The sequence below is a fragment of the Pseudomonas nunensis genome, from assembly GCF_024296925.1.
Lineage (GTDB): Bacteria > Pseudomonadota > Gammaproteobacteria > Pseudomonadales > Pseudomonadaceae > Aquipseudomonas > Aquipseudomonas nunensis.
Genome location: NZ_CP101125.1, coordinates 5911900 through 5930349, shown reverse-complemented (window position 1 = coordinate 5930349; position 18450 = coordinate 5911900). Strand labels below are relative to the sequence as shown.

Annotated in this window: 17 protein-coding genes; 3 read left to right on the top strand and 14 right to left on the bottom strand. The window is 60.3% G+C overall.

The window, feature by feature from the left end; translation table 11 throughout:
* Positions 1-11: 11 nt before the first annotated feature.
* From NK667_RS26080 to NK667_RS26030, 11 genes are all read right to left on the bottom strand, one after another.
* A complete protein-coding gene (locus tag NK667_RS26080; protein ID WP_054047844.1) occupies positions 12-656 on the bottom strand; it encodes a methionine ABC transporter permease in 645 nt (214 codons plus the stop codon).
* Entirely contained in the window at positions 646-1767 is a 1122-nt protein-coding gene (locus tag NK667_RS26075; protein ID WP_054616554.1) for a methionine ABC transporter ATP-binding protein, read from the bottom strand. Before NK667_RS26075 ends, NK667_RS26080 begins: the two co-directional genes overlap by 11 nt.
* A gap of 2 nt (positions 1768-1769) precedes the next feature.
* Positions 1770-2579, bottom strand: a complete 810-nt coding sequence (locus NK667_RS26070) for a MetQ/NlpA family ABC transporter substrate-binding protein (protein ID WP_054047840.1) — start codon at positions 2577-2579, stop codon at positions 1770-1772.
* A 177-nt stretch (positions 2580-2756) separates the two neighbouring features.
* The gene (locus NK667_RS26065; RefSeq protein ID WP_054616553.1) at positions 2757-4115 is read right to left on the bottom strand and encodes an LLM class flavin-dependent oxidoreductase; all 1359 of its coding nucleotides are present in this window, start codon (positions 4113-4115) and stop codon (positions 2757-2759) included.
* Entirely contained in the window at positions 4115-5308 is a 1194-nt protein-coding gene (locus NK667_RS26060; protein ID WP_054616552.1) for an SfnB family sulfur acquisition oxidoreductase, read from the bottom strand. The genes NK667_RS26065 and NK667_RS26060 overlap by 1 nt, the downstream gene beginning before the upstream one ends.
* 23 nt (positions 5309-5331) lie before the next feature.
* A complete protein-coding gene (locus tag NK667_RS26055; protein ID WP_054616551.1) occupies positions 5332-6573 on the bottom strand; it encodes an SfnB family sulfur acquisition oxidoreductase in 1242 nt (413 codons plus the stop codon).
* 426 nt (positions 6574-6999) lie between these two features.
* Complete coding sequence (locus NK667_RS26050; RefSeq protein WP_054616550.1) at positions 7000-7764, bottom strand: hypothetical protein; 765 nt, start codon at positions 7762-7764, stop codon at positions 7000-7002.
* A 503-nt stretch (positions 7765-8267) separates the two neighbouring features.
* Positions 8268-9023: an L-cystine ABC transporter ATP-binding protein TcyN gene (tcyN, locus tag NK667_RS26045; protein WP_054047829.1), complete on the bottom strand. Its 756-nt coding sequence runs from the start codon at positions 9021-9023 to the stop codon at positions 8268-8270.
* 4 nt (positions 9024-9027) lie between these two features.
* Positions 9028-9693, bottom strand: coding sequence for a cystine ABC transporter permease (gene tcyL / locus NK667_RS26040; protein ID WP_054047827.1), 666 nt, complete (start codon positions 9691-9693; stop codon positions 9028-9030).
* Positions 9693-10493 (bottom strand): cystine ABC transporter substrate-binding protein, encoded by an 801-nt coding sequence (tcyJ, locus tag NK667_RS26035; RefSeq protein ID WP_054616549.1) that lies wholly within the window; start codon positions 10491-10493, stop codon positions 9693-9695. The genes tcyL and tcyJ overlap by 1 nt, the downstream gene beginning before the upstream one ends.
* Before the next feature lie 342 nt (positions 10494-10835).
* Positions 10836-11828 carry a D-cysteine desulfhydrase gene (locus NK667_RS26030; RefSeq protein ID WP_054616548.1) on the bottom strand — a complete coding sequence of 331 codons (993 nt, stop codon included), beginning with the start codon at positions 11826-11828 and terminating at the stop codon, positions 10836-10838.
* Between the two features lie 190 nt (positions 11829-12018).
* Between NK667_RS26030 and epsC the strand changes: the two genes are divergently transcribed.
* Both epsC and betT read left to right on the top strand, forming a co-directional pair.
* Positions 12019-12945, top strand: a complete 927-nt coding sequence (gene epsC, locus NK667_RS26025) for a serine O-acetyltransferase EpsC (RefSeq protein WP_054047822.1) — start codon at positions 12019-12021, stop codon at positions 12943-12945.
* A 410-nt stretch (positions 12946-13355) separates the two neighbouring features.
* The gene (betT, locus tag NK667_RS26020) at positions 13356-15311 is read left to right on the top strand and encodes a choline transporter BetT (protein ID WP_177331475.1); all 1956 of its coding nucleotides are present in this window, start codon (positions 13356-13358) and stop codon (positions 15309-15311) included.
* Positions 15312-15325: 14 nt separating this feature from the next.
* Here betT and NK667_RS26015 read toward each other — a convergent pair whose 3' ends face one another.
* The 3 genes from NK667_RS26015 to NK667_RS26005 all read right to left on the bottom strand — a co-directional run bounded on the left by NK667_RS26015 (position 15326) and on the right by NK667_RS26005 (position 17359).
* Positions 15326-15583, bottom strand: a complete 258-nt coding sequence (locus tag NK667_RS26015; RefSeq protein ID WP_054616546.1) for a hypothetical protein — start codon at positions 15581-15583, stop codon at positions 15326-15328.
* 123 nt (positions 15584-15706) lie between these two features.
* The gene (locus tag NK667_RS26010) at positions 15707-16594 is read right to left on the bottom strand and encodes an SDR family oxidoreductase (RefSeq protein ID WP_054616545.1); all 888 of its coding nucleotides are present in this window, start codon (positions 16592-16594) and stop codon (positions 15707-15709) included.
* Positions 16595-16618: 24 nt separating this feature from the next.
* Entirely contained in the window at positions 16619-17359 is a 741-nt protein-coding gene (locus NK667_RS26005) for an SDR family oxidoreductase (protein ID WP_054616544.1), read from the bottom strand.
* A 129-nt stretch (positions 17360-17488) separates the two neighbouring features.
* On the opposite strand from NK667_RS26005, the gene NK667_RS26000 reads away from it, so the two are divergent.
* On the top strand, positions 17489-18403 hold the full coding sequence (locus tag NK667_RS26000; protein ID WP_054616543.1) for a LysR family transcriptional regulator: 915 nt from the start codon (positions 17489-17491) through the stop codon (positions 18401-18403).
* The last annotated feature ends 47 nt before the right edge of the window (positions 18404-18450 follow it).

Below are 18450 nucleotides of genomic sequence, written 5' to 3'. Positions count from 1 at the left end.
TGCACAAGCAGTCAGCGCTTGTTGAGGCCCCGAGCGAGGCGATCCCCGCCCAGCTGAATAATCGCCACCAACACCACCAGCAACACAATCACCGTCAACATGATCTGACTGTCAAAGCGCTGATACCCGTACCGATACGCGATGTCCCCGAGCCCGCCCGCACCAATCGCCCCGGCCATGGCCGAGGAGTTGATCATCGTAACCAGCGTAATGGTGAAACCGCCGACAATCCCCGGCAGCGCCTCTGGCAACAGCACATGCCAGACGATATGCCAGCGTCGGCAACCCATCGCTTGCGCCGCTTCGATCAAACCGTGATCGACCTCGCGCAAGCTCACTTCAGCGATCCGCGCAAAGAACGGTGTCGCCGCAATGGTCAGCGGAACGACCGCAGCCCAGACACCGTAAGTGGTGCCGACGATCAACCGCGTAAACGGAATCAGCGCCACCATCAGAATCAAAAAAGGAATCGAGCGAAACAGGTTCACGAACGCGCCCAACACGCGGTTCAACGCGGGTGCCTGGTAGATGCCGCCCTTGTCGCTGGTGACAAGGATCACCGCCATCGGAATCCCCGCCAGCAGCGCGATCAGCGATGACACGCCGACCATCAGGAAGGTGTCGATAAAGCCCTGAAGCAAGCGATCAAACCACATAACCCAGCACCTCCACCTGTTGTGCCCAGTTGTCGGCACGCTGACGCAGTTCCTCGGCGCCCAAGGACGAACCTGCCACCGCCAACAGCAATTGCCCCAGCGCATGCCCCTGGATCCGCTCTACGCCGCCCTGCAACAGGCGCACGCGGCCACCAAGGGCGGCGAACAGCGCCGCAAGATCCGGTTCATCCGAGGCGCTGCCGGTGAATTGCAAACGCAGCACAACCGCCGCGTCGGAAGATTGTGGTTGCGAACGCAAACGGCTTTGCAGTTCCTCCGGCAAGGCGTGTTGCAGCGGCGCGAGCAAGGTCTTGCTGACCTCATGCTGCGGATTGCCAAACACCTCCCATACCGGCCCTTGCTCGACGACGCGTCCATGTTCGAGCACCACGACCCGGTCGCAGATATCGCGGATCACCGCCATCTCGTGAGTGATCAGCACGATGGTCAAACCCAGGCGCTGATTGATCTCGCGCAGCAGGCCGAGGATCGATTGCGTTGTCTCGGGATCCAGCGCCGAAGTCGCTTCGTCGCACAGCAGAATTTCCGGGTCATGCACCAATGCGCGGGCGATGCCGACGCGTTGTTTCTGGCCACCGGAAAGCTGCGCCGGGTAGGCCTTGTGCTTCTCTTGCAGGCCCACCAGTTCCAGCAATTCTCGGACTTTCTGCTCGCGTTTTTCCTTGGGCACACCGGCCACTTTCAACGGCAACTCAACGTTCTGCCAAACCGTCTTGGCCGACATCAGGTTGAAGTGCTGAAAGATCATGCCGATCCGCCTGCGCAGCGCGACCAAGCGGTCTTCGTCGAACTCGCCGATGTCGACCTGATCGATCAGCACGCGCCCGGTGCTCGGTTGCTCCAGGCGATTGATGGTGCGGATCAACGATGACTTGCCGGCGCCGCTGCGGCCGATGATGCCGAACACTTCACCGCGCTGGATCGCCAGGTCGATGCCGTGCAACGCCACCACCGGACCTTGCTGACCGTTGTAGGTTTTGCCCAGGCCAATGAAGCGCACGTGAGCGCGATTCAGGTCCGGGTGCAGTTCGGCTTGTGCGGCTTTATGGGGCTCTGGAATATCCAGTCGCCGTTGAATCGCGGCCGTCATTTTCAGCTTTCCCAACCGGCTTGATACAGCTTGCCATGGGCCTTATCCAACGCAGCACGCACGGCTGGCGAGTGCTGGTAAATGTCGACGAATTTGATCAGGCGCGGGTCGGTTTTGCTTTTTGGCTGGATCACGAACTGAATCACGTATTCCTTGTGATCGAGGCCGTCGAACAGCAGCGCCGAGCCGGCATCGAAGGTCTTCGCCAGGCGAATGTAGGCCGGGTAACCCTGGACCAGATCGGCGTCGTCATAGGCGCGCACCAGTTGCACGGCTTCGACCTGGAGGATTTTGATCTTCTTCGGGTTGGCGATGATGTCTTCTTCGGTGGCCTTGTAGCCGACCCCCGGTTTCAGGGTGATCAGCCCGGCCTTGGCCAGCAGTTGCAGACCGCGACCGCTGTTGATCGGGTCGTTGGCGATGGCGACGCTGGCGCCTTCTGGCAGCTCGTCGAAGCTTTTGTATTTCTTCGAGTAGAGGCCGACGTTGTTGATGATCCCCGGCGCGAACGGCACCAGGTCAAACCCGGCGGCAGCCTTGGCGTTTTCCAGGAACGGCACGTGCTGGAAGTAGTTCACGTCGATATCGCCGGCGGCGAGGCTGACGTTCGGCGCGATCCAGTCGGTGAACTCCACGAGCTCGACTTTCAGGCCTTGTTTGGAGGCTTCTTCGACGGCGGCCTCCAGCGGGATGGCGAACGCGGCGGTGGTGCCGACTTTCAGCGGCGCGTCGGCGGCGAAGGTGACGGAGCTGAAGAGGCCGAGGGCCAGGGCCAGTGCTTTGACTGGGTGGGAGAGGAGCTTCTTGGTCATGATGGTTATTCCAGTCAATTATTCAATGTGTGCACGCATTTGTGGCGAGGGGGCTTGCCCCCGTTGGGCCGCGAAGCGGCCCCCAATCCATTCAATAATGGTGTGTCAGATAAATCAGGTCCGTAGGTTTTGCGACTGCTTCGCAGCCGAACAGGGGCAAGCCCCCTCGCCACAGGGTTACCGGCGAAACGCTGCGCCGGTATGTTGCTCAGGCAAATGCGCCTCGCCGTGAAACAGCTTCTCCCGCAGGCTGCCGTTGTCGTAGGCGGTTTTGTACGACCCACGACGCTGCAACTCCGGAATCACCAGATCGATGAAATCCACATAGCTTTCCGGCGTGACGATGCGTGTCAGGTTGAAGCCGTCGAGGCCGGTTTCGGCGATCCACGATTCCAGCTCATCGGCCACTTGTTCCGGCGAGCCGACCACGGTGATGTAGCGGCCACCGAGGGCGTGTTGTTCGAGCAATTTGCGCCGGGTCCAGTCGTTGTTTTGCAGGTTCTTGGTCGCCGACTGGATCGCGTTGCTCTTCACGTACTGGATCGGTTCGTCGATCTCGTACTGGGAAAAATCGATCGCGGTCGACGCCGAAAAATGCGCCACGCCGGCCTCGGCACTCGCGTAGCTCAGGTACTCGGCGTGCTTGGCCCAGGCCAGTTCCTCGGTGGCGCCGACAATCACGTTCAGCCCCATGAACACCTTGATGTCCTCGGGATTACGTCCGGCCTCGACCGCGCTGGCGCGGACCTTGTCCACTTGCACCTTGGTCGACGGTTTGTTCTGGCCGCTGATAAACACGCACTCGGCATGCCGCCCGGCGAACAGCAAACCGCGATCCGAACTGCCGGCCTGGAATAGCACCGGCGTGCGTTGTGGTGAAGGTTCGCAGAGGTGATAGCCCTCGACCTGATAGAACTCGCCCTTATGCTCGACCTTGTGCACTTTCTCAGGTTGCGCGTAGATCCGCTGCTTGGGATCGTTGAGCACCGCGCCGTCTTCCCAACTGCCTTCCCAGAGTTTGTAGAGCACTTGTAGATACTCATCGGCCTGGTCGTAGCGACGGTCGTGCTCGACCTGTTCGCTGAGGCCCATGGCCTTGGCGGCGCTGTCGAGGTAGCCGGTGACGATGTTCCAGCCCACGCGACCGCGACTCAAATGGTCGAGGGTCGACATGCGACGGGCGAACAGATACGGCGGCTCGTAGGTCAGGTTGGCGGTCAGGCCAAAACCCAGATTCTTGGTGACCGCGGCCATGGCCGAAACCAGCAACAACGGGTCGTTGACCGGCAGCTGGATCGACTCTTTCAGCGGCACGTCCACCGAGTTCTGGTAGACGTCGTACACGCCGACGATGTCCGCGATAAACAAACCGTCGAACAGCCCACGCTCCAGCAGTTGCGCCAGTTCGGTCCAGTATTCGATGGTTTTGTATTGGGTCGAGGTGTCCCGTGGGTGCGTCCACAGGCCATGGTTGATGTGCCCGATGCAGTTCATGTTGAACGCGTTGAGCAGGATCTTCTTTTTCGGATCAGCCATCAGATGGTCCCCCGCAGTGGCGGGTTTTCATCGTTGAGGTAGTAATTGCCGACCGCGTGATACTTCCAGCGCACCGGGTCGTGCAGCGTGTGCACGCGAGCGTTGCGCCAGTGGCGATCCAGACCGTGTTCGATCAGGGTTGCCTGGCTGCCGGCCAGTTCGAACAGCGTGGTGCCAGCGGCGAGGGAGATTTCGGTGCTGATGGCCCGGGCTTCGGCGACGGCAATCGAGGCGGCTGCCACGGTTTCGGCGTTCATCTCGGCCTGGGCTTTGTCGAGGAATTCGCCGGAGCGTTCCAGCAGTGCTTCGGTGGCGTGCAAGCGAATCGCCAAGTGGCCGAAGCTCTTGATGCTCAGCGGGTCGTCGATGGCTTTTTCGTGGGTCGCGTCGATCCATGGCCGGGTCTTGGTGCGCACGAAATGCAGGGCATCTTCGTAAGCCGCGCGGGCAATGCCGGTGTCGATGGCGGCGTGAAGAATCTGCGCCAACGGGCCGACGGTGGTCGGGCGCTCGAAAGCGCTTTGAAACGGGATCACGTCTTCGGCGGCAACGTAGACGTCTTCGAACACCACCGAACCGCTGCCGGTGGTGCGCTGGCCGAAGCCGCTCCAGTCGTCGATCACCGTCAGGCCTTTGCTGTCGCGAGGCACGAAGGCCAGTTGCTGTACGCCGTTTTCATCCACGACTGACGTCGGTATGCGCTGGGCATAGATCGCGCCGGTGGCGTAGAACTTGCGACCGTTGATGCGATAGCCGTCGCCGTCGCGGGTCAGGCTGGTGACGCGGTCATGGGCGGTTTTGGTGCCGAGCTCGGCGAGGGCATTGCCGAAGCGCTGGCCGGCCAGGACTTCGGCGTACAGGCGTTTCTTCTGCGCGTCGCTGCCGTTCACACGCAGCACTTCGAGGGCGTAGAAATGGTTCTGCGGGATTTGTCCGAGGGAGCCGTCGGCCTGTGCGATCAGGGCAATGACTTTGGCCAGGGTGACGTTGGACACGCCAGCGCCGCCGTATTCTTTTGGCACGCTGATGCCCCAGAGGCCCGAGCGGGAAAACACTTCCAGTTCCGGGTGCGGCAAACGGCGTTCGCGGTCGCGCAGGGCGCTGTCGCGTTTGAAATCTTCGGCCAGGTCACTGGCGACGATCAGGGCTTGCTCATCGCTGGTTATGACCGCGACGTGGTGAGAAAGAGTCATGTGTTTCTCCAGAGGTCTGGTCGTTAAATCCAGGAGTGGCGAGCGGGTAGCGTGCCGTTGAGGTGATAGGTGCCGACGGCGTAGTACTTCCAGCGAACGGGGTCGTGCAGGGTGTGCACGCGGGCGTTGCGCCAGTGACGATCGAGGTTGAATTCGGCGAGGGTGGCGCGGCTGCCGGCGAGTTCGAAGAGTTTTTCGCTGGCCAGCAATGCGATCTCGGTGGTCAGCACTTTGGCTTCGGCCACCGCAATCGAAGCGCGGGCAGCGGACTCGGCGGTGAGCGGCGCGGCGTTGACCTGATCGAGCACTTTCCCGGCCTTGCGCAGCAGCGCTTCGGCGGCGTGCAGTTCGATTTTCAGTTTGCCGATGTCGGCGATCACGTACAGGTCATCGCTGGCCCGTTCGACCTTGGCGTCGATCCATGGCCGGGCGCGGGTTTTGACGAATTCGATGGCGTCATCGATGGCACCGCGCGCGATGCCGGCGTCGATGGCTGCTTGAATCAATTGCGACACAGCGCCCTGGATGTTCGGGCTGTCGTTGATCTTCCAGTTATCCACCACCAGCTCGGCGTCGACCCGCACGTTGTTGAGCAAAATGGTGCCGCTGGCGGTGGTGCGCTGGCCGAAACCGGACCAGTCATCCACGATGCGCAAACCCGGCGTGCCACGGCGGACGAAGGCGAGCACTTGCTTGCCGTCATCGTTCAACGCCTTGACCGCCACCCAGTGCGCGAACAGTGCGCCGGTGGAGTAAAACTTCTGGCCGCTGATGACAAAACCGTCACCGTCAGCGGTAATGCGCGCCTTGAGTTCGAGGGTGTTCTTGGTGCCGCGTTCTGGCCCGGCATTGCCGATGCGCCAGCCTTCGAGCACGCTTTTGAACAGCTGTTTTTTCTGCGATTCCGTAGCGCTGCCCAGCACCAGGTTCAGGATGCCGAACTGGTTCTGCGGGATCTGCCCGAGTGCCGGATCCGCCGCGGAAATGATCGCGAAGACATCAGCGATGGTCACAAAGGAAACCTGCGGGCCACCGTACTCGCGCGGGATGGCAATGCTGCCCAGGCCGCTGCGGGTGAACTGTTCGATTTCCGACCACGGCAGCTTGCGCTGCTGATCACGTTTGGCCGCTTGCAGGCGGGCGGTCTGCGCCAGCTCATGGGCAGCCTTGATGGCTTGTGCGTCGTTGCGCAAAACCTGCGCGGGCAACAACAGGGGGGCGATATCCAGATCACTCTGGATGGTGGCTTCTGCCAGACTGGACATCAGTGCCGCTCCTTGGCTGCACGCAATGCCCTGGCGTTCTGCACTGGGGTGATTGTGTTGTGGACCATACCTACCTCACATCTCATGGAAACGCCGCGATGGTGGCGGCGAACGAATATCAAGAATGTCCGGTGGTCCGGTTCATATACCCTAAGCGTGTATAAATAATTAATAAACTAACTTTTGGGAATATGCATAGAAGGGCGTCTGTCCGTGGCGCAACAGTTGTTTGTGGAGCAACAGTCGGCGTTTGGGCGTGGCTGTGTAGCTGTGTAGCAGCTGTCGAGCACCGCGAGGCAGCGTTCGGCGGCGAAGCCGTCGTCAACCCTAAGCACGCGGCCTACCTGAAACACCGCGTTAGCTGATTTTGCGACGGCTTCGCCGCCGAACGCTGCCTCGCGGTGCTCGTCAGCTGCTACAGGGGTCTCAGGGTTTGCGGGGTTCTGCCGCCTTCAGTTCTTCTTTGAGCGGCACTTTCAGGTACGGATTGGCACAGCCGATCTTCAACATCCGTGGCGGTGCCCAGCGGGAGTTATTGCCCACCCGGTCGAGGATGCAGTAGGTCACTTCCAGCCTCAGGTCTTCGCCCGCTTCGAGAATGATCGCCGGCGGCACCCAGACCTGGATCGGCTGGCCGATATCCCCGGCCGTCAGCTTCGGCAGGTCCATGCGCACATCGCCCCATTGCAGGGTGATTTCGTCGTCGATAGCCATGTTCAGGTAGGGCTCGATAGTCAGCGGTACGCCGCGTTTGAGCTGGTTCGGGTTGACCCCCTGGCGGCGGATGGTTTCGGGGAGGTTCACCGGGGCCAGGCTCTGGTTTTCGTCACCGGACAGGGCCGGTGCCTGGCCGCCCGGGCAATCGAGCTTGATCTGCACCCGCGTGGTCGGCGACAGCGCCGGGTCCTGCCCGACCTGCATGACGCGGTAGTGGACGTGTGAGGTGCCATTGATGACAAAGCTCTCGGGTACTCGCAGTTGCACGGGTCGTTTGACGTCGTCGACGATCAGCGCTTTTGACGCCACGTAGCAGTCGTCCCAGTAGAGTTCGATCAGATCGCCTTCGTCCATGCCGGGGTAGGGCGCTACCGCGATCAGCAAATGGGCGGCCGAGGTGATGTTGATGCCGCTCCTGTGGGATTGCGCCAGGGTCGGTGCCGCAAGTTCGGTTTTGTTCGAGGTGCTTGTCATGGGTTTTCTCCTTGAAGCCTTGCAGCGAAGTCCGTTTCTGGAAGATCAAAAGGCGTGAATCACCGAGCAACAAAACAGCGAGTTATTGATGAATGTTGATAACGATTGAGTTGGGTAATTGGCGCCTGCTGGGGACTAGATAAGAGTGCGCCGGAATAGGTGTCAATAGAGTTTGTTAGTTGAGAGTTGGATTCAGTGTGATTCAGAAATTTCCCACAACGATGGGTTAATTAGCGGCATCACCCCGTCGAACTTTTCCCTGTTTTTGTCCCGGTTTCATGCATTGCCTACGTTGAGCCGTGCAGCCGAAGCGAGTGGATTTTGGCTTGATTTTAGGCGGCAGGATTCTGTTGCAGGACATATACATGTACCGCATGCGCAGAGAGGAAGTTATATATCTTCGGTGCGAGGGAGAAGAAAGGTTTGGCGATAATGAGGATGTTTGTATCGGAGGGTAAGTGTCACTTCCTTCCCTGGAAGTTGACAAGTTTCAAGTCTGGGTTTCAGTGGTGTGCGTTATTCAGGAACTTGCTGAGGAACTGCTTCGTCCGTTCTTCTTTTGGGTTGGCAAACAACGCCTTGGACTCACCTTGCTCGACGATCACACCCTTGTCGAAAAACACCACGCGGTTTGCCACGTCCCGGGCAAAGCCCATTTCGTGGGTGACGATGACCATGGTGCGATTCTCTTCGGCCAGGCTGCGGATAGTCGCCAGCACTTCACCGACCAGTTCCGGGTCGAGTGCCGAGGTGGGTTCATCGAACAGAATCACTTCCGGCTCCATCGCCAGCGCCCGGGCAATCGCCACACGCTGTTGCTGACCACCGGATAGACGACGCGGATAGGCATCTTCCTTGCCCGCCAGACCAACCCTGGCCAACAGCTTCTTGCCCAGGGCAACGGCTTGGGCGTGGGGCATCTTCTTCACGATGATCGGGCCTTCGATGACGTTTTCCAACGCCGTACGATGCGGGAACAAGTTGAAGTTCTGGAACACGAAGCCCACGTGCTGGCGCAGACGTCGCACCAGGCCTTGCTGCTGATTCAGCGGGCGGCTGCCATCGATTTCGATGTCGCCGACCTTGATCCGGCCGCTGGTAGGTTCTTCGAGGAAATTCAGGCAACGCAGGAACGTGGTCTTGCCCGAGCCGCTCGGCCCGATAATCGCCACGACCTCGCCTTCCTTCACTTCCAGATCGATGCCGTTGAGCACCACTTGACCCTTGAACTGCTTTGTCAGTTTTTCCACGACAATCATTGGGTCAGGACTCCTGGTCGTGCCGATTGACCCGCTCTTCCAACTTGTTCTGCAGGTGCGAGAGCACCGTGGCCAGAATCCAGTAGATCAGGGCGGCGGCCAGATACATGGTGAAGATTTCGAAAGTACGGGCGGTGATCAATTGCGCTTGGCGGAACAGCTCTGGCACCTGGATGGTAGCGGCCAGCGCCGTGTCCTTGACCAGCGAAATGAAGCTGTTGCCCAGCGGCGGCAGGGCCGTGCGCATCGCTTGCGGCAGAATGGCCCGGCGCAAGGTCTGCGCGCGGGTCATGCCGATACTCGCGGCGGCTTCCCACTGGCCACGTTCGATGGAGCTGATCGCGGCACGCAGGATTTCACAGGCGTAGGCGGCCATGTTCAGCGAGAAGCCGATCAGGGCGGCTGGCAGTGGATCGAGTTCGATGCCCAATTGCGGCAAGCCGTAATAGATCACGAACAACTGCACCAGCAACGGCGTGCCGCGAAAGAACGACACGTAGATGCGGGCCAGCCAGCTGACCGATTTGAAGCGCGACAAGCGCATCAACGCCAGGCCGAAGCCCATCACCAGGCCGAAGAACATTCCGCCCAGGCTCAGGATGACCGTGTAATACGCGCCCTTCAGCAGGAAGGGCGCGGAGTCCAGCGCAAGTTGGAAAGCTTCTTCCATTATTGAGTGACGTCAGCGCTGAAGTATTTTTCCGAAAGCTTTTTCAGCGTACCGTCGGCACGCAGCTTGTCGATCGCCTTGTTCACGGCAGCCAGCAGCTCAGGCTCGCCTTTGCGCAGGGCAACACCGGCTTCCTGACGGGAGAAGGCTTCGCCGGCAGCGGAGGTGTCCTTGGCTTTCTTGGCGTATTCGAGAGCAGCGAGGCGGTCAATCAGAATGGCGTCGGTGCGGCCGTTACGCAGGTCTGCGAACTTGCTCGGATCATCTTCATAGGTGCGCACGTCAGCGGTCGGCACGTTGGCTTTGACCCATTGCTCGTAGTTGGTGCCCAGGCCTACGCCGACTTTCTTGCCACCCAGGTCGGCGGCGGTCTTGATGTTCAGCTCCGCAGCTTTCTTGGTCAGCACCAGCGCCTGAATCCCGGAAACGGTGTACGGCTCGGAGAAGTCATACTTCTTCTTGCGCTCGTCCGAGATGGTCACCTGGTTGATCACGGCGTCCAGACGCTTGGATTCCAGCGCCGCGAGGATGCCGTCCCATTTGGTCGGTTGCAGTTTGACCTTCACACCCAGCTCTTTGGCCAGGGCTTCGGAGAACTCGACTTCGAAGCCGGCCAGTTTGCCGTCGGCGTCGACGAAACTGAACGGTGGATAAGTGCCTTCCAGGCCGACGTTGATCACGCCTGCGTCCTTGATTTTTTGCAGCTGCTCACCGGCAACCGCTTGCCCCAACAGGCCGGCGCTCAGTGCCAGGCCCAGCGAACCAACCAGCAGGTTTCGACGTAGTGCGGAAAAATTCATGACAAGCCCCTGTGTTTTCTTATGGAAGACGCTATTAGGAATGTTGGCAAAATCGGGATTTGAACGATTGCGATATCCTGCCCTAAAGCAGCTTATGCGTCTCGCGCCAAATTCGCCTTCGGCGCGACTATATGATGGTGTGTATAGATAGGAAAATACTAAATATTCAGTTTGTTATTCTTTAAAAGAATATGAAGTTGATACGATCTCCTGTGGCGAGGGGACTTGCCCCCGTTCGGCTGCGAAGCAGTCGTAAAGTCTGCTCACTCGGTATGACTGATGGACGAAAGGGGCCGCTGCGCGACCCAACGGGGGCAAGCCCCCTCGCCACAAGGTCACGGCTTACAAAAAATCCTTATAGGCAAACAACGCCGGCGCCCCGCCGGTGTGCAGGAAGATGATCGGGCCGTCATCAAAACGCCCACGCCCGATGCCATCGAGCAATCCGGCCATGGCCTTGCCGGTGTACACCGGGTCCAGCAGCAAACCTTCCTGACTCGCCACCAATTTCACCGCCGACAACGTCCCGGCATTCGGCTCGCCATAACGCGGGCCGAAGTATTCGTCCCACAGTTCAACTTTGAAATGCTTCGGCAAACTCACACCCAGCAACTCAGCGGTACGTTCGGCCAGACCTTGGACTTTCGGCCGCTGATCTTCTTCACTGCGGGAAACCGTCACGCCAATCACTGGCAAATCCGGGAGTGCTTCGCTCAAGGCCAGCGCCAGACCGCTGTGGGTGCCGGCACTGCCCGATGCCAGGACCACGGCGGCAAATTGCAGGCCGGTGTCCTTGATCTGTTCAGCCAATTCCAGCCCTGCACGTACGTAACCCAGAGCGCCCAATGCATTCGAGCCACCAATCGGCACCACATACGGCGTCTTGCCGTTGTTGCGCAGGCGATCGGCCAAGGCTTGCAGTTGGTCGTCGGCGTTGTCGAGGTTCTCCACCAGCTCGACCTTGGTGTCGAACAGGTCCAGCAGCAGCCGATTGCCGTTGCCGACATAGTTGGCATCGTCGGTGCCCAGCGGATTTTCCAGCAGCGCCACACAACCCAGGCCAAGCTTGGCGGCGATGGCGGCGGTCTGGCGCACGTGGTTGGATTGCAGCGCACCCGCGGTGATCAACGTGTCAGCGCCCTGGGCCAAAGCATCGGCGGCCAGGTATTCGAGTTTGCGCAGCTTGTTGCCGCCCATGGCCAGCGGTGTCAGGTCATCGCGCTTGACGTACACATCGCGGCCCAACCAGGTCGACAGTCGTTCAAGTTTTTCCAGGGCGGTGGGATGGCCGAGCAGGTCGAGGCGGTTAAAGCGGGCAAGCGATTGTTTGATCATGGGTCCGTACTGGCGGGAAGAGATGTCAGGACTATAGGCACGCCTATTTGTACGGGCAACCGTCAATCGCTTATATCCGAATGTATTGGTCACAGCACAATTGGTTCTTAATTCGGCTTCGAGCCCTTGCCGTAAAGTAATCGCCGTCAACGCGGCCAGACAGTCCGGCCGCCCGTGAGGAGTTTTTACCGTGAGCGAGCGTTCCAGCCATTGGCAATTGCAGACCATCGTCAGCCAACTGCGCACCGCGCGTGATCAATGGCGTGCACAAAACGGCCGCGCCAGCGGCGAGCAGGGCGGTCGCGAGTTGCCGTCCCGGGCGGCAATGGCGGAGATTCTCGAAGCCCTGTGCGGTGCGTTGTTCCCGATGCGCCTGGGGCCGGTGGATTTGCGTGAAGAGAGTGAAGATTTCTACGTCGGCCATACCCTCGATGTCGCGCTGAATGCATTGCTGGCCCAGGCGCGGCTTGAGCTGCGTTACGCCGCTCGCCACAGCGACCAGGCTGATACCGAAGTCGAGGCCAAGACGATCCAGATCATCCAGGACTTTGCCCTCGCATTGCCGGGGCTGCGCAGTCTGTTGGACACCGACGTGCTGGCGGCTTATCACGGCGACCCGGCGGCCCGCAGCGTCGATGAAGTGTTGCTGTGCTATCCGGGGATTCTGGCGGTGATTCACCATCGCCTCGCCCACCATTTGTACCGCGCCGGGTTGCCGTTACTGGCGCGGATCAGCGCGGAAATCGCCCACTCCGCTACCGGTATCGATATCCATCCGGGCGCGCAGATCGGCCGCAGCTTCTTTATTGATCACGGGACGGGCGTGGTAATCGGCGAGACGGCGATCATTGGCGAGCGGGTGCGGATTTATCAGGCTGTGACGCTGGGTGCCAAGCGCTTCCCTTCGGACGAGGACGGGCAGTTGCAGAAGGGGCATCCGCGGCATCCGATCGTTGAGGACGATGTGGTGATCTACGCCGGGGCGACGATTTTGGGGCGGATCACCATCGGCAAGGGTTCGACCATTGGCGGCAACGTGTGGCTGACCCGCAGCGTGCCGGCGGGGTGCAACCTGACGCAGGCGAATTTGCAGCATGATGATGGGACGCAGAAGTAAGCCTCGAATTCTCGATTGATTGATCTGGCCTCTTCGCGAGCAAGCCCGCTCCCACACTGGTTTTGTGTTCGGCGCAAATCCACTGTGGGAGCGGGCTTGCTCGCGAATTGTTTCAAGCCGAACCGCGATAATGGCATTCCGCCAATTTTCCAGTGAACGAATCCTCCAAACCCCGCGTCATACCCTTCCTTGAGCTAGCTTAGGAAAGCGACCGCCGAGCCCTGCGATTAGTCCTTAGCACGCTATTCATGTTTAACTTGAACGCTCATTCAAGTTAAACCGCCGGTTTGCTGCCCGCTCACAACAGGAGGCTTGCCCTTGCCGAGTCCGTTATTGATTGCCCTGTTTCACCCCCTTGAGGCGCACTGTTCATGAGTGCACCGTCCACCTCCCCCAGCGGCCAGGTCCGCATGAATCCGCCGGTGTTCTACTTTGCGGCGGGTTTCATTCTGCTGTTCGGCATCGTCGTCATGGCCATGCCCAAACAGGCCGGTGCCTGGTTACTGGAAGCGCAAAACTGGGCGGCCAACACGGTCGGCTGGTATTACATGCTCGCGATGACGCTGTATCTGGTCTTCGTGGTGGTCACCGCGTTGTCTGGCTACGGCAAGATCAAACTCGGTGCCGACCACGACGAACCCGAATTCAGTTACCTGTCCTGGGCCGGCATGCTGTTCGCCGCCGGGATCAGCATCACGCTGTTTTTCTTTTGCGTGTCCGAACCGCTGACGCACCTGGCGCAGCCGCCCCAAGGCACCGCCGGTACGCCGGAAGCGGCGCGGCAGGCGATGCAGATTCTGTTTCTGCACTGGGGCCTGCATGGCTGGGGCGTGTTCGCTTTCGTCGGCATGGCGCTGGCCTACTTCGCCTATCGGCATAACCTGCCGCTGGCCCTGCGCTCGGCGCTGTACCCGCTGATTGGTAAACGCATCAACGGCCCGATCGGCTACGCGGTGGATGGCTTCGGCATCATCGCCACCGTGTTCGGCCTCGGCGCGGACATGGGCTTCGGCGTCTTGCACCTGAACTCGGGGCTCGACTACCTGTTCGGCATCGCCCACACCCACTGGATTCAGGTTGGCTTGATCACCCTGATGATGGGCGCGGCAATCATTGTCGCGGTGTCCGGCGTCGATAAAGGCGTGCGGGTGATGTCCGACATCAACATGCTGCTGGCCTGTGCGCTGCTGCTGTTCGTGTTGTTTGCCGGCCCGACGCAGCACCTTCTCAACACCTTGATCCAGAACATCGGCGACTACCTCGGCGCGTTGCCGATGAAGAGCTTCGACCTCTACGCCTACGACAAACCCAGCGACTGGCTGGGCGGTTGGACGGTGTTCTACTGGGCCTGGTGGATTGCATGGTCGCCGTTCGTGGGCCTGTTCATCGCACGGATTTCCCGTGGCCGGACCATCCGCGAATTCGTCTTCGGCGTGCTGCTGATTCCGCTCGGTTTCACCCTGGCGTGGATGTCGATCTTCGGCAACAGCGCCATCGATCAAGTACTCAACCACGGCATGACAGCGCTGGGTATGTCGGCCATCGATAACCCGTCGATGACCTTGTACCTGCTGCTCGAAACCTATCCGTGGAGCAAAACCGTGATCGCGGTCACGGTGTTTATCAGTTTCGTGTTCTTCGTCACGTCCGCCGACTCGGGCACTGTGGTGTTGTCGACGCTCTCTGCCAAGGGCGGCAACCCGGATGAAGACGGGCCGAAATGGCTGCGGGTGTTCTGGGGGGCGATGACTGCGCTGGTGACCAGTGCGCTGCTGTTCTCGGGCAGCATCGATGCGTTGAAATCAGCCGTCGTGCTGACCTCGTTGCCGTTCTCGATGATCCTGCTGCTGATGATGTGGGGGCTGCACAAGGCGTTCTACCTGGAATCCCAGAAGCAGATTGCGCAGATGCATTCGCTGGCGCCGGTCTCCGGTTCCAAGCGGGGCGGCTGGCGTCAGCGCTTGAGTCAGGCGGTGCATTTCCCGTCGCGGGATGAGGTCTATCGTTTCCTCGAAACCACAGTGCGTCCGGCGATAGAAGAAGTGACGGCGGTGTTCGTCGAGAAGGGTTTGAACGTGGTCGCTCAGCCGGATCCGGCGAACGACAGCGTCAGCCTGGAAATCGGGCATGGCGAGCAGCATCCGTTTATCTATCAGGTGCAGATGCGTGGCTACTTCACGCCGTCCTTCGCCCGTGGCGGCATGGGTTCCAAGCAACTCAACAACCGTCGCTACTACCGGGCCGAAGTGCATTTGAGCGAGGGCAGTCAGGACTACGATCTGGTGGGTTACACCAAGGAGCAGATCATCAACGACATCCTCGACCAGTACGAACGGCACATGCAGTTCCTGCATTTGGTTCGTTGATCGAGCGGTGGCGCCTAGGTTTTGCTCAGCACCATGAACAGAACCAGCGCCGCCACCGGCACCCTGAACACCAGCGTTCCGACCACCAGTTCTGAGCTTACGGACTGGCCGGCCGTGACCACGCCCACCGCGCCGTTGATCACCGTCAGGGCCAGCCACAGGACGACGAAACTGTAGGTCAGCGTCTGGCGGCTGAAGCCGACTCGCTCGCCGATGTAGAGCATCAGCGCCAGCAGGACCAGGCCGAAGAAGATGATGATGGTGGTGTGCATGGTGTGTGCCGTCCTTTAGATGTTTGGTGTCTGATAGGCCGCTTTCGCGGGCAAGCCTCGCTCCTACAGGGGCGCGCGCTCTGCCTCGCTCTGTAGGAGCGAGGCTTGCCCGCGAAGGCGTCCTTACTGACTCACGCGAAGCAAATCATCAATCCCGATCCGCTTGGCAAACTCGATCCGCACCCGCTCCGACACTTCCAGTACTTCAGCCGCGCCATCCCCGACAAAATCGATCACCGAGCGCGCCGGCCGTGAGCCTAGCGGCAGTCCGACAATGCGCACGATGTCATCAGCCACTGCTTGCGGATCGGCATCATCCGGGGTCAATGCGCTCAATCGTTCGCCGACTTTATCCATCACCCCGTCATATCGAGCATAGGCGTCGCTGCGTGCGACGTCGGCCGGTTTGCCGGCGCTCGGGAAATGATCGGTGCCACGGGTGAACGCGCCGGGCACCACGATCGAGGTTTCGATGCCGAAGCGGGTCAGTTCATAGGACATGCTCACCGCCAGGGAATCCATCGCTGCTTTCGCGGCGGCGTACGGCCCGAGGAACGGTGGGAAACCGCCCTTGGTTGTGGAACTGCTGATCCACAACACCAACCCCGAAGCCTGGGCGCGCATCTGTGGCAACACCGCGCGGCTGACCCGATGGGCACCGTAGAAGTTGGTGTCGAAGACCTTCATGATTTCTTCGGCGGTGAAGGCTTCGCTTGGGCCGATCACCAAGTGCCCGGCGTTCTGGATGACCACGTCGAGGCGACCTTGCTCCTTGACGATGGAGGCGACCGCAGCGTCGGCCGAATCCTGGGACAACACGTCCAGTTCCAGCGGATGCAACTCGACGTTTTGCGCCTTCGCCCACTGGCGAATGGCGTCGGCCCGAGTGGCGTTGCGCCCTTTCACGTCACGCATGCTGGCGTAAACGATGTGCCCGGCCTGGGCGAGGGATTCAGCGGCGACTTTACCGATACCGGTGCCGGCGCCCGTGATGAGGATGACGTTTTTCATAAGGTTCTCCTTGATTCGGCTGGCTCAGACCAGACCACCGTTGACCCGCAGGATTTGCCCGTTGACCCAGCCCGAATCCGGGCCGGCCAGGAAAGACACGACACGGGAGATATCTTCTGGCTGGGCCAGGCGTTCCAGCGGCGCCATTTTGGCGAAGGTCTGGATCTGTTCTTCGCTCTTGCCGTGCAGGAACAGGTCAGTGGCGACCGGGCCCGGTGCGACGGCGTTGACGGTGATGTTGCGACCGCGCATTTCCTTGGCGAACACCTGGGTCAGGGATTCCACCGCCGCTTTGCTGGCGATGTACACCGCGTAGCCCGGCAGATTCAGGCCGACGGTGCTGCTGGAGAAGTTGATGATCCGGCCACCGCTGTTCAGGCGCGTGGCGGCTTCACGCAGGGCGTTGAACGTGCCACGGGTGTGGATGTTGAAATTCTGGTCGAACAGTTCGTCGCTGTGCTGGGCCAGTGGCAGCACCTTGAGGATGCCGGCGTTGTTGATCAGCACATCGACCTTGCCCAGTTGCGTTTCGGTCTCGTCGAACAAGCGGCGAACGTCGTCGGCACTGGAAACATCAGCCTTGATCGCTATGGCTTGGTGGCCGGCCTGACGCAGCTCGACCACCAGTTTCGAAGCTTCGGTGGCGCTGCTGGCATAGTTGATCGCGACGGCAAAACCTTCGCTGGCCAGTTGCCTGGCGATCACCGCGCCAATGCCGCGGGAGGCGCCGGTGACGATGGCTACTTTCGAAGTTTGAGTGCTCATGGCGGTGGTTCCTGTGAAGTAGTTGGCTTGGTGTGGTGCCAATTTCACATGTTTACTCAGGGCGATAAATGCACGAGAGTTGCCTTGACTGTTCAATAATCGCCAACAATCGAAGGTCAGGAGCCGAACGTGGATCAAGTCAAAGCGATGAAGGTTTTCGTGCGGATCTACGAGCGCAGCAGCTTCACCCTGGCCGCCGATGACCTGAACCTGCCACGGGCAACGCTGACTCATACGTTGAACCAGTTCGAAGCCTGGCTCGGCACGCGATTGTTGGAGCGCAGCACACGCAAAGTGCGCCCGACCCTGGATGGCGAGGCGTATTACCAGCGTTGCGTGCAGTTGCTGGCGGAGCTGGAAGAAGCCGAACTGGCGTTTCGCGGCGTGGCGCCGAAAGGGCGGCTGCGCGTGGATTTGCACGGCACCCTGGCCAAGCACTTTGTGATCCCGGCGCTGCCGCAATTCATGGCCCGTTATCCGGACATCGAGCTGTCGATCAGCGAGGCCGACCGTTTTGTCGACCTGATCGCTGAAGGCGTCGACTGTGTGCTGCGCGCTGGCACGCTGAGCGACTCGGCATTGATCGGCAAACGCGTGGCCAACCTGCGCCAGATCACCTGCGCCAGCCCCGCGTACCTGCGCAAATACGGCGAACCGAAACGCCTCGAAGACCTGAAAAATCACCGCGCGGTGAACTACGTGTCGCGCACCACCGCCAAGCAGTTTCCGTTTGAATTCATGGTCGATGGCGAATTGCAGGAAGTGACCATCGATGGCGCATTGTCGGTGTTCGGCGCCGAGATCTACGCCGCCTCGGCGATTGCCGGACTCGGCATCATCCAGTGCCCGCACTACCGGATGGAAACCCAGATAGCCCAGGGCCTGGTGCAGGAAATCCTCACCGACACACCGCCACCACCGATGCCGGTTTCAGTGCTGTACCCACACAACCGCCACATGTCGCCACGGGTCCGGGTGTTTGTGGATTGGTTGGGGGAGGTGTTTGCGGGGGGCTCGGTAGCCACTGGTCGGGGGAGGGCGTAGACGTTGCTTTGAACGGCTAATATTTATCAGAGTGTGTATGGTGTGTA